General features: G+C 63.6%; 9 protein-coding genes. 4 read left to right on the forward strand and 5 right to left on the reverse strand.

Going from position 1 to position 12166, the window contains the following annotated elements; translation table 11 throughout:
- Both ACNI3Q_RS14230 and ACNI3Q_RS14235 read right to left on the reverse strand, forming a co-directional pair.
- Complete coding sequence (locus tag ACNI3Q_RS14230; RefSeq protein WP_426277798.1) at positions 1 to 1629, reverse strand: DUF5597 domain-containing protein; 1629 nt, start codon at positions 1627 to 1629, stop codon at positions 1 to 3.
- A gap of 116 nt (positions 1630 to 1745) precedes the next feature.
- On the reverse strand, positions 1746 to 4655 hold the full coding sequence (locus tag ACNI3Q_RS14235) for a TonB-dependent receptor (RefSeq protein ID WP_426277800.1): 2910 nt from the start codon (positions 4653 to 4655) through the stop codon (positions 1746 to 1748).
- 134 nt (positions 4656 to 4789) lie between these two features.
- On the opposite strand from ACNI3Q_RS14235, the gene ACNI3Q_RS14240 reads away from it, so the two are divergent.
- Together ACNI3Q_RS14240 and ACNI3Q_RS14245 are read left to right on the forward strand one after the other, a co-directional pair.
- Positions 4790 to 6307, forward strand: coding sequence for a tryptophan halogenase family protein (locus tag ACNI3Q_RS14240; protein ID WP_426277802.1), 1518 nt, complete (start codon positions 4790 to 4792; stop codon positions 6305 to 6307).
- Entirely contained in the window at positions 6304 to 7923 is a 1620-nt protein-coding gene (locus tag ACNI3Q_RS14245; RefSeq protein ID WP_426277804.1) for an alpha-L-fucosidase, read from the forward strand. Before ACNI3Q_RS14240 ends, ACNI3Q_RS14245 begins: the two co-directional genes overlap by 4 nt.
- 48 nt (positions 7924 to 7971) lie before the next feature.
- On the opposite strand, the gene ACNI3Q_RS14250 is transcribed toward ACNI3Q_RS14245, so the two are convergent.
- Both ACNI3Q_RS14250 and rpsU read right to left on the reverse strand, forming a co-directional pair.
- Positions 7972 to 8586, reverse strand: a complete 615-nt coding sequence (locus tag ACNI3Q_RS14250; protein WP_426277806.1) for an FKBP-type peptidyl-prolyl cis-trans isomerase — start codon at positions 8584 to 8586, stop codon at positions 7972 to 7974.
- Positions 8587 to 8739: 153 nt separating this feature from the next.
- Positions 8740 to 8946, reverse strand: coding sequence for a 30S ribosomal protein S21 (gene rpsU, locus ACNI3Q_RS14255; RefSeq protein WP_260021384.1), 207 nt, complete (start codon positions 8944 to 8946; stop codon positions 8740 to 8742).
- Positions 8947 to 9115: 169 nt separating this feature from the next.
- Between rpsU and ACNI3Q_RS14260 the strand changes: the two genes are divergently transcribed.
- Together ACNI3Q_RS14260 and ACNI3Q_RS14265 are read left to right on the forward strand one after the other, a co-directional pair.
- Positions 9116 to 10432, forward strand: a complete 1317-nt coding sequence (locus ACNI3Q_RS14260) for a dicarboxylate/amino acid:cation symporter (RefSeq protein ID WP_426277808.1) — start codon at positions 9116 to 9118, stop codon at positions 10430 to 10432.
- A 29-nt stretch (positions 10433 to 10461) separates the two neighbouring features.
- Complete coding sequence (locus tag ACNI3Q_RS14265) at positions 10462 to 11730, forward strand: MFS transporter (protein WP_426277916.1); 1269 nt, start codon at positions 10462 to 10464, stop codon at positions 11728 to 11730.
- Positions 11731 to 11750: 20 nt separating this feature from the next.
- On the opposite strand, the gene ACNI3Q_RS14270 is transcribed toward ACNI3Q_RS14265, so the two are convergent.
- Positions 11751 to 12137, reverse strand: a complete 387-nt coding sequence (locus ACNI3Q_RS14270) for a response regulator (protein ID WP_426277810.1) — start codon at positions 12135 to 12137, stop codon at positions 11751 to 11753.
- Positions 12138 to 12166: the final 29 nt, after the last annotated feature.

The following is a 12166-nucleotide window of genomic DNA, read 5'->3' on the forward strand; positions in this document are numbered from 1 at the left end:
TCATTCCTTGAAACTGCCCATCGTGATTTTGAGAAACACCGGATCGGCACCGAAATTCAGGCCGTGGTCGGTCTGATCGCCATTCCAGACACGGCGCATCAGCCATTTGCCGTCGGCATCAAAGCTGCCTTCCTCGACCCGCAGCATGATCCCCTGCCGCCCGGCGGGCAGCTTTTCCGCGCCGAACTTGAGGCGGACATGGCTGCCCGCGGCCAGAAATTCGTTTTCGGACAGCTGGGCGACCACTGCGCCGCCGACCGGCTTGCCCGCCGTCGGATGTGGATCGGATTTCAGCCACGGGCTGTCCCGGTCGCCGAACTGCCACTCCTCGTAATGCGCGCTGATCTTCCACGCGCCCATCACGGTTTCGTCGCGCAGCGTATCCTCACGCTTGGTCGTGCCCCAGGTCGGGCGGTCGGCGGCGATCGCCGCCCATGCGCGCGCGGCAGGCGCGAACAGGCGATAGGGCCGCGCAAAGGCATCCAGCGTCGCGTCGTCCAGTTCCTTGGCACCCAGCGGGTAATTGGAATAGCCGCTGGCATCCATGCCGAACGGCGCCATGCCGATCCCGCCCTTGCCCAGAATTGCCCAGAAGAAGCGCGCGAATTTCGCGTCATTGCCATATTCGGGCACCATCAGGGCATTGTCCGCCCGCGCATAATGATCGAGATGCTTCAGGAACTGGCGCGGTTCGCCCGAATAGATGTCGGGGGCCACGAAATCGATGTGCGGCGCCGCGGCCTTCCAGACATCGATCATCGTCCAGTCGGGACCACCCGATGCACCGCCCCCCTCGCCCGGCTTGGCATAGGCGTCGCTGAGCGCGGCATTGGTGTACATCGGAATGGGCTTCACCGCCTTTCCGGCGGCGGCGATCTCGTCGATATAGCTGGCGGTGTACCAGGCGTTGAACGCGCTATCGGCATCCTTGCCGAACACCTCGGTCCATGTGCCCTTGCGGCGCATCTTGCGGGCAAGCGCATCGGGCACGGGCCCCGCGAACAGCCGGTTGGCCGCGGGTGCGAAATCCCGTTTCTGGCCATAGACGCCGACTTCGTTTTCCGGCTGCACCAGAATGACCGTATTCTGCGGATCGCGCGCCTTCAGATGCTGCATCAGGCGGACGAACGCCTTTTTATCCGCCTCCAGCGTGGCGCGGTGATGGGGCGACAGCGCGTAATGCGCCTTGCCATCGGCCGTCCGCATCCGGGGAAACCGCTGATTATCCAGTTTCACCCAGGCGGGCGCATAATTCGGGCTGGTATTCTTCCACGTGGCGAACCACAGCAGCACCAGCCGCTTGTCATGCGCGTGCGCCTGTTCAAGCAGCGTGTCGACATAGCTGAAATCGAACCGGCCCTCTTCCGGCTCCAGCTGTTCCCAGGCGACGGGGATTTCCAGGGTGTTGGCGTGCAGCCGGTCCATCACCGGCCACACCGTTTCCAGCATCGCGGGATAGTTGCTGCTGTTATGCGCCTGAATGCCCAGGACCAGAAAGGGTTTGCCATCGACGATCAGCGCGTGTCGGCCGCCGTCGCTTGACAGGCGCGGAACGCTGGTCGGCGACTGGGCGACCAGGGGCGCGGTCAATGTCAACGCTGTCAGCGCAAGAAAAATCCGTCCGAACATCCGCCCCTCAATCTGTTTGATGAATGAATGCCACCGCCCCGCGATGATGCCAACCGTTCTGCCCCTGAAAAAGGCGGGGGCGACCGAAGCCGCCCCCCGTTCAGGAGGTGGAACCATCAGAACCGGACGCGTGTCCGGATCGAGAAGCGGCGATCGTTGATCACATAGTCGCGCGGGCGGCTGCCCACGATCTGATAGGTCTTGAACGCCGTATCCAGCAGGTTCTGGCCATCGACGATGATCGAGAATTGCGGCGTCACGTCATAGCTCACCGACGCATCAAGCACCCCGAACGCCTCGCCGTAAATCGGCAGGTTCTGCGTTCCGGTATTCGCCGTGCCCTGCAGATAATCGTCGCGCCAGTTATAGGCGACGCGGATGTTCAGGCCATCCTTGTCGTACAGACCGACCAGGTTGAAACTGTGCTTGGACAGGTTGGTGATCGGCACGCGGATCAGTTCGGGGCTGCCGATTGCACCAGCGGCCTGCTGGCCGGCATCGCTTTCAACATAGGTATAGTTCGCCTGAACCCCCAGCCCGTCGAACGGCGCGGGCAGGAAGTTGAAGAATTTCTGACCCCCCACTTCAAAGCCGCGGACAAAGCCTTCCTCGACATTGACCAGGTTGGTGACGCCGAACTGGACATTGCCGACACCGGGGATTTCACGAACGAACGTCGCTGCCTCGGTCGTGATCAGGTTCTTGATCTTTTTGTAGAACCCGGTCGCATAGAGATAGCCGACCGGCTCGAAATACCATTCCAGAGCCAGATCGGCCTGGGTGACTTCTTCGGGCAAAAGGTCGGGATTGCCCTGTGCCGTCCCATTGCCCGCATAGGGATTGGTGACGGGATCATAGGGCAGGTTGTTGTTCACCCTGTCCGGCGTCAGTGCCCGGTTTTCCCCGACATCGGTGTAGTTCGGGCTGAGCGTGAAGCTGGGGTTGAGCGAGGTGAAGGCGGGCCGCGAGAAATTCTTCGACGCCGCCGCACGCAGGATCAGTTCGTCGGTCAGGAAGACGCGCAGGTTCAGGCTGGGCAGATATTTGTCGTAATCGCGACCGCCCGAATAGGGCTCTGTCACCGTGACCGTCGTCGGCGTCGTGCCGCCGCTGGCGGGATCGCGATAAGTCAGCACCGACAGGCCGTTGGCCGCAGTTTCCGTCCGCACCGCGCGCAGACCTGCATTGCCATCAAACCGGATGCCGCCAAGGTCCGCGCCGAAAGCCACGCGGACATAGCCGGCATAGGTCTTTTCATCGATCGTGCCGCTGAACGCATTGGGCGCGTCGAACGGGCGGAACGCGATGTCCTGACCCGAAATCGCTTTCACTGCGGCAAAGGCAGCGGCGCTGTCGTTGATCAGCGCATCGCTGAACTGCCACACCGGACCGAACACCGTATCGCTGGCCCGGCCGCGCAGCAGGTTGGACTGGAAACGGTTGGGTTCGGCATATTGCGGGAATTCGGACAAAAGCGTGCAGCCATCGACCGACGACCAGTTGGCGCAGGTCGAACCGATCGCCGTCCAGGTGCCATAGGTGGTGTTGCGGTTGATCGCGCTCTTGTCGGTATATCGGCCGCCGACGCGGATCTGCTGAATGAAGCTGCCGTCGTCGAAATCCCAGCTGAGGTCCGCGCGGATCGCATCGGCCGCCGCTTCATTATCCTCGGCATAGGGCAGGATCGCCGTCATGCCGTAATTGCGGATGTCGCCATAATAGCTGGGATCGGTGGCCAGCAGCACCGGCACATCGCCGCTGATATCGAAGAAGAAGTCATATGCCTTGCCAAGCCCGGCAACGCTGGTGCGCGGGTTGAGCGCGCTGGCCGTCAGGTTCAGCGTCTGCTGCTGCACGTCGGAATCGATATGCTGATAATCGACGCTCAGCTTCAGCCGGTCCGTCGCCTGCCAGATCAGGCCACCGGAATATTCGCTGGTCGATGTGTCGCGCAGCGTGCCGTAATTGACCGAATCGACGCCCGGATTGCTGAAATAGCCGCTGCGGACAACGCCCTCGTCATCGACGGTGAACGGGCGGTTCGGCCCGGTCGCGATCGGCATATCCTCGCCATAGGCAAAGAAGGACACGCCGGCTTCGTCGAAGCTGTAATCGGCACGGAAATACTGGGCGTACAATTCCAGCCGGTCCGTCGGCTTCCACTGCAGCACGGCCGTGCCGCTCAGCCGCTCGCGGTCGCCATAGCTGACCGCAAAGCCGCCGCCATGCGGGGCAAGCAGCGTCTGGTTCTCGAACCCCGGATAGGCCTGTTTGATGCTTGAGATGTTGGTGGGGTTCGGCCCGTGCCGCCAGAAAGGCTCCACCACCACCTTGTCCTCACGGAACGCCGTGGTCTGATAGCCGACATTGAGCAGCAGGCCGATTTCACCGATGCCGGTGTCCCAGCGATTGCTGTAAAGCCCCGCCAGCTGCTGGCCGCTTTTCTCGATCAGGTCGAAATAGGTGGCCCCTGCGTTCAGCGCGATGATGCGGCCCGACGAATCGAACGGCTTGCGCGTGCGCAGGTTCACCGTGCCCGACAGGCCGCCCTCGATCAGTTCGGCCGACGGGTTCTTGTACACATCAATACCGGCCAGCAGCTCCGATCCGACCTCTTCCCAAGAAAGGCCGCGTCCGCCGCTGGCCTGAAAGATGTCGCGGCCATTCAGCTCGGTCCGAACCTGGGTCAGGCCGCGCACGGCAATGCCGCTGCCCTCGCCGCGGTTGCGGGTGATCTGGACGCCGGAAATGCGCTGGAGCGATTCGGCGACATTCACGTCGGGCAGACGGCCGATATCCTGGGCCGTGATCGAATCAACGAACTGTTCGGAATTGCGCTTGATGTTCTGGGCGCTCTGCAGCGACGCGCGCAGGCCGGTGACGACGATCTCGTCGTCGGCCGGCGCCTGCTCCGCCGCTGGATCGGCATTGTCCTGCGCCAGCGCGGGCGTGGCACAGGCGACTGTCAGCGCTGTCAGCGACGCGCGCAGCATGAGATGATGAAATTTGCGATTGCCGAACGCCATGATCAGTCCCCTCCGATGTCGTGTAGCCACGAGCTTAAAGATCATATTATTATCAACCGTCTATACAGATCATATTTAATCCGACAAGTAGCATCGGATAGGGCTATCAAGATTTCGTTCGAGGGAGAGGTCGGGTGACAAGAGAACCGATCAGCCGCGTGGTCATCGCGGGCGGCGGGACGGCAGGATGGATGGCCGCAGCCGTGCTGTCCAAGACCTTTGCCGACAGCCGGATGGAGATCGCCCTGGTCGAATCGCCGGAAATCGGACCGGTCGGCGTGGGCGAAGCGACCATCCCGCCGATCCTGACGCTGAACCGGCTGCTCGGGCTGGACGAGGACGAACTGGTCCGTCGCACCGCCGCCACGTTCAAGCTGGGCATCGAGTTCAAGGATTGGGGGAACCGGGGCGAAAGCTATTTCCACCCGTTCGGGACCTATGGCGCCGATACGCAGGGCGTCGATTTCCACCATCACTGGCTGCGCCTGGGTCGCGGCGATTTGGCCGAATATTCGCTGCCCACCATGGCCGCGCGGCAGCACCGCTTCACCCGGCCCGTTGACGATCCCCGCCACGTCCATTCGCGCATGGCCTATGCACTGCATTTCGATGCGGGATTGTACGCCGCCTATCTGCGCGACCTGTCGGTGGCGCGCGGGGTCAGCCATCTGACCGGCACGATTGCCGATGTCCGCATGGATGACCGCGGCCATGTCAGCGCGCTGACCCTGACCGACGGGCGGGAATTGCCGGGCGACCTGTTCATCGATTGCACCGGCTTTCGCGGGTTGCTGATCGAAGGGGCGCTGAACACCGGCTATGAAAGCTGGGCCGACTGGCTGCCGATGGACCGGGCCGTGGCGATGCCCACCACCAGCAGCGGGACGCCCCCGCCCTATACCCGCGCCACCGCGCGCAAGGCCGGATGGCACTGGCGCATTCCGTTGCAGCACCGAACCGGCAACGGCCATGTCTATTGCAGCAGCCATGTGTCGGACGATGAGGCCGCGGCCGATCTGGTCGCGTCGGTCGAGGGACAGCCGCTGGCCGATCCCCGCTTTCTGCGGTTCAAGACCGGACGGCGGCGCAAGGCATGGAATGCCAATGTCGTCTCGCTGGGCCTGGCATCGGGGTTCATCGAACCGCTTGAATCGACCAGCATCCACCTGATCCAGCAGGGTGTCGTTACGCTGATGTCGCTGTTTCCGGACAAACGCTTCGATCCGGCGACGGTCGATCAGTATAACCGGTTCATGCAACGCGAATTTGAAAGCGTGCGGGATTTCATCATCCTGCACTACCACCTCAATCGTCGCGCCGATTCCACGTTCTGGACCGAAATGCGGGAGATGACCGTGCCTGACAGCCTGCAGCACCGGCTATCGCTGTTTGCCGATGCCGGGCGAGTGTTCACCGATGCGGGCGAGCTGTTCACGCCCACCAGCTGGGTGGCCGTGATGATGGGTCAGGGGATGATGCCCGGCGGGCATGACCCGGTTGCCGACACCCTGCCCGCCGCGACTATGCAGGCGAAACTGGATCAGATGCGCGCCGTGATCGAACGCGGCGTCGCCGCCATGCCGACGCATCAGGCCTTCATCGACGCCCATTGCCGAACCCAGGTCAGCGCACCAGGCAAGGTGGCGGCATGAAGCGGCGCGGCTTTCTGGGCGCGTCCGGGGCGCTGTTCGGTGCAGCGGCGGCAGGGGCACAGGGCATGGGCCAGTCGGTCGCGCCCAACTGGTCGGCGCTGACCGCGGCCTATCGCACGCCCGACTGGTTCCGCGACGCCAAGTTCGGCATCTGGGCGCACTGGTCGGCGCAATGCGTGCCAGAGGCGGGGGACTGGTATGGCCGCCTGATGTATGTGCCGGGCGATTACCGGTACGATCATCATCTGCGCACCTATGGCCACCCGGCCGACACCGGCTTCATGGAAATGGAAAACCGCTGGAAGGCCGAGGCATGGGATCCCGCCTATCTGGTCCGGCGGTACAAGGAAGTGGGCGCCCGCTATTTCATGGCGCTGGCGGCGCACCACGACAATTTCGATTGCTGGAACAGCCGCCATCACGAATGGAACTCGGTTCGCGTCGGGCCAAAACGGGACATTGTCGGCACCTGGGCGAACATCGTTCGGGCAGAGGGGCTGCGCTTTGGCGTGTCGAACCATATCAGCCATGCCTGGCACTGGTGGCAGACCGCCTATGGCTATGATGCCGAAGGACCCCGCGCCGGACAGCGTTATGACGCATTCCGCCTGACCAAGGCGGACGGCAAGGGCAAATGGTGGGACGGGCTTGACCCGCAACAGCTCTACACCGGCCCCGCCATGGTGCCGCCGGACGGCATTACCGACAATCAGGCGATGCGCGACTGGCACGATGCCAATACCGGCCGCTGGATGCAGCATTCGCCGCCGCAGAATCCCCATTTCGTTGCCAAATGGCTGGCCCGCCAGATGGACCTGGTGGAACAGCATGATCCCGATCTCGTCTATCTGGACGATTACGGCCTGCCGTTCGGCAGCACGGGACTGGAGGCGCTGGCCCATTATTACAGCCGCAGCATGGAACGGCGCGGCGCGATCGACGTGGTGCTGACGGCAAAGAACCTGTCCGCCTATCAGCGTCAGGCACTGGTCGAGGATATCGAGCGCGGATTTTCGGACCGGCTGCGCGACGAACCGTGGCAAACCTGTACCTGCATCGGCGACTGGCATTACAATCGCAGCCGCTTTCTGGAGCGCAGCTATGTGCCCGCCGAACAGGTCATCCAGCGGCTGGCCGACATCGTGTCGAAAAACGGCAATCTGCTGCTGTCCGTCCCGGTGCGCGGCGATGGCAGCATCGATGCGGAAGAAGAGAAAATCCTGGATGGCATCCGCGACTGGATGCGCGTGAACGGCGAAAAGGCCATTTACGGCTCACGCCCCTGGCGCATCTATGGCGAAGGGCCGACCGTCCTGAAAGCCGGGATGCATACGGAGGATCAGATGAAGGCATTTTCGGCGCAGGACGTCCGGTTCACCGCCAAGGATGGCGGGCTGAACATCCTGTTCCTGAAATGGCCGGACGGGCCGGTTCGCGTGCCGTCGCTGGGCACCGGCCGCCTGCCCGATGCGCAGATCGCTGCCGCCCGGATGGCATCGGGTCAAAAGGTCGGGTTCGACCGGCAGGCCGATGCCCTGGTGCTGACCCTGCCCCGCGCCCCGTCAAAGGGCGGCATCGTGCCGGTCGTGCGGCTGGAAGGACGCGGCCTCATCTGACCGCAGCTACGGCGGGCCGGCCCGTAAAGGACCGGCCCGTGCCGCGGATTACTGACCCGCGCCGGGGGGCGGACCGCCAGCGCCGGGGCCGCCGGGACCACCCGGGCCCATCATCTGCATCTGCATCTGGCGGAACATCTGTTCCGGCATGAATTCCAGCATGTCGACTTCGAACACCAGAACCTTCTTGGCCAGATCCGCCTGGGGCGATCCGGGCTGAAGCTTGGCGACGATGTCGGGCGCGCCATAGCCGAGTTCAGGCTTGATCCAGATGCGATATTTGGAGCCGCGCGGCATCAGCTTCAGCGCCTCGGAAAAACCGGGGATCGACGCGCCCGGGGCGACCGGGAACGGCACCGGCTGCTGGCTGCGGTCGAATTCCTTGCCGTCGGTAAAGGTGCCGACATAGTTGATCAGCGCAACATCCGCCTCGGACGGGCGCGCATCCCCCTGACCGGGCGACAGCACTTCATATTGCAGGCCGGATGCCGTGGTGACGACGCCCGAACGCGATGCGTTGGATGACAGATACCGGGTCACCGGATCGGTGGCGCCGAACCGCGCGAGCAGGATCGCCAGCGCGATGGCAGCAACCACGCCAATCCAGATCCACGCGACATAGCTGCGCTTGACGGGCGGAATCGGCACGGCGGTGGCGGACATGAACGGCAATCCTTGCAAACATGACAAAAGGGGCGACACTCGTGCCGCCCCCTAACCGGTCGTGCCGGAACAGTCCACGCCCGACCGTGATCGAAACGGACGAAAGCAGAAAATTGCCATCGCCGGTATCGTGTCCCGGCGATGACGGACGGCTTACTTGACGCCGTCGCGCTCCATCCGCTTGCGCTCCATCTTGCGGGCGCGGCGAACGGCAGCGGCACGCTCGCGCGCACGCTTTTCCGACGGCTTTTCGTAATGACGGCGCAGTTTCATCTCGCGATAGACGCCCTCGCGCTGCAGCTTCTTCTTGAGGGCGCGCAGCGCCTGGTCGACATTATTGTCGCGAACGATGATTTGCATAAGGCCGTCGTTGCTCCGATCAAACAATAGATTAGGGTTCGCCGGGAACGCATTCCCGGTCGTTGCCGGTGCCCCTATCAGCGATTCCCGCGCGGTTCAAGCGTTTTGCGGACTGGCGGAGCATGGTGCACCGCGATAGGCTTTGCTTTTTTCGGGCGGGAGTGGGTGCATGGCAATCTCCATCGGCGAGGGCACGGCAGCCGCACCGACGGCATCGCGTGGACGCTGGTGGACGCATCTGTACAGCTGGGTCCTGATCGGGATCGCCGCGGGCATCGCCGTCGGCTTTGCCGCACCGGAAACGGGATCCGCGCTGAAACCGCTGGGCGATGCCTTTATCAAACTGGTCAAGATGATCATCGCGCCGGTCATCTTCCTGACATTGGTCACCGGAATCGCCGGCATCCGCGACATGGCAGAGGTCGGCCGCGTCGCGTTGAAGGCGTTTGGCTATTTCCTGTTCTTTTCCTCGCTTGCGCTGGTCGTCGGCCTGATCATCGGCAATCTGGTTCAGCCGGGCGCGGGGCTGAACATCGATCCGGCCACACTGGATGCCAGCGCCGTGTCGGGCTTTGCCGAAAAGGCGCATGAAACATCGCTGATCAAATTTCTGCTCGGCATCATCCCGACCACGCTGGTCAGCCCGTTTGTCGGCGACAACATCCTTCAGGTGCTGCTCGTCTCGATCCTGTTCGGCACCGCCTTTGTCCTGGTGGGCGAGCCTGCCCGTCCGGTGCTCGACATTCTGGAGCGGGTGGGCAAGGTAGTGTTCCGCATCGTCGGCCTGTTGATGTGGCTGGCCCCGATCGGCGCGTTCGGGGCGATGGCGTTCACTGTCGGCGAATTCGGCATCGCCAGCCTGGCAAATCTGGGCAAGCTGGTGGCGACCTTTTACGCCACCTCGCTCATCTTCGTGCTTGGCGTGCTGGGGCTGGTCGGCCTTGCCGCCGGCTTTTCGATCTTCAAGCTGATCCGCTACCTGCGTGCGGAACTGCTGCTTGTGCTCGGCACCTCCTCGTCCGAAGCGGCGCTGCCCGCGGTGATGGACAAGCTGGAGCGGGCGGGCTGTGCCAAGGCGGTAGTGGGGCTGGTCATTCCGACCGGCTATTCCTTCAACCTGGACGGCACCAACATCTACATGACGCTGGCCGCCCTGTTCATCGCACAGGCCGTGGGCGTCGACCTGACCCTTGGCCAGGAAATTGCGCTGCTTGGCGTTGCCATGATTTCGTCAAAGGGCGCGGCGGGCGTGACCGGCGCCGGGTTTGTCACGCTGGCTGCGACGCTGTCGATCGTACCCGCCGTGCCGGTGGCGGGCATGGCCCTGATCCTGGGGGTCGACCGGTTCATGTCGGAATGCCGCGCGCTGACCAATTTCATCGGCAACGCGGTCGCCACGATCGTCGTCGCCCGGTGGGAGGGCCAGCTGGACCGCGATCGACTGGCGGCGGCGCTGGATGGGCGACTGGACGGGGAACACGCTTGACCGCCACGGCATCGACTGGCGCGCCGGGCATGGCAGCGCGGATCCGGTCGATCATCGGCGGATCGGCGGGAAATCTGGTCGAATGGTATGACTGGTATGCCTATGCCGCCTTCACCCTGTATTTCGCGCCGCACTTTTTCCCGTCCGGCGATCCGACGGTGGAATTGCTGCAGGCGGCGGCGGTCTTCGCGCTCGGGTTTCTGATGCGGCCCATCGGTGGCTGGCTGATGGGCGTCTATTCCGACCGGCACGGGCGAAAGGCGGGCCTCACCCTGTCGGTGACGCTGATGTGCGCCGGATCGCTGCTGATCGCCGTCACCCCGACTTATGAAAGCATCGGCGTTGCGGCACCGGCCATGCTGCTGCTCGCCCGGCTGATGCAGGGGCTGTCGGTGGGCGGGGAATATGGGGCGAGCGCCACCTATCTGTCCGAAATTGCGGGTCGCGACCGGCGCGGCTTCTTTGCCAGCTTTCAATATGTGACGCTGATCGGCGGGCAGCTGTCGGCGCTGGGACTGTTGCTGCTGCTGCAACAATTCCTGCCGCGGGAGGCGCTGGATGCCTGGGGCTGGCGCATCCCCTTCCTGATCGGCGGCGTGCTGGCGATCAGCGTCTTCTGGCTGCGGCGCGGGCTGGTGGAAACGGAGAGCTTTCACAATGCCGACCCGGCGGCGCGGCGGCAATCGGGCTTTGTCGCGCTCATCCGCGATCACCCGCGAGAGACGGCGACCGTCATCGCGCTGACCGCCGGGGGCACGCTCGCCTTCTATGCCTATTCCATCTACATGCAGAAGTTCCTGGTGAACACGAGCGGGTTCAGCCGGGAGGCCGCATCGACGATCAGCGCGGCCAGCCTGTTCGGATTCATGCTGTTGCAACCGGTGATGGGGGCTCTATCCGACCGGATCGGGCGAAAGCCGCTGATGGTCGGGTTTGGCGTGCTGGGCGTTGTCTTCACCTGGCCGATTTTCACCACGCTGGAGGGGGTACGCGATCCCGTCACCGCCTTCTGGATCGTCATGGGGGCGCTTGCCATCGTCTCCGGCTATTCGGCAATCAGCGGCGTGGTGAAGGCGGAAATGTATCCCGCCGCCATCCGCACGCTCGGCGTCGCCCTGCCCTATGCCATAGCCAATGCCGTGTTCGGCGGGACCGCCGAATATGTGGCGCTATGGCTGAAGGACGCGGGGTGGGAACGCGGCTTTTACCTCTATGTCACCGCGATGATCGGCGTGTCGCTGATCACCTATCTGCTGATGCCGGATACGAAACGGGCCAGCCGCATCCTTGAGGATTGAGGGCCGTTGCCGGACCTGCCCTAAAGAAGCAGGTCCCCGCTTCGGCTGGCCATCACCCGGCCCATCGCTTCGAACAGGGCATCCATCGCCACCGGCTTGAACAGAACCTCGTCCGCACCCGCAGCGATGCACCGTTCGCGCAGATCGACGGCGGTGTCCGCCGTGACCACGATCAGGGGCAGTTCCGCCTTGTGATCCGGCCGGGCGCGGATTCGGCGCATCGCCTCCATCCCGTCCATCCCCGGCATCCGCAGGTCCACCAGGACCACGTCGAACTCGTCACTTTCGATCAGCCGCAGGCCATCCTCGGCCAGCGGCGCTTCGACCATCGATACCCCGGCAACGTCCAGCATATCGCTGACCACGCGCCGGTTCATCGCGTCATCCTCGATGAATAAAACTTTCATTTGCGACCTGTCCCGCATTGTCGACGGGT

The organism is Sphingomonas eleionomae, from assembly GCF_049889035.1.
Taxonomy (GTDB): Bacteria; Pseudomonadota; Alphaproteobacteria; order Sphingomonadales; family Sphingomonadaceae; genus Sphingomonas.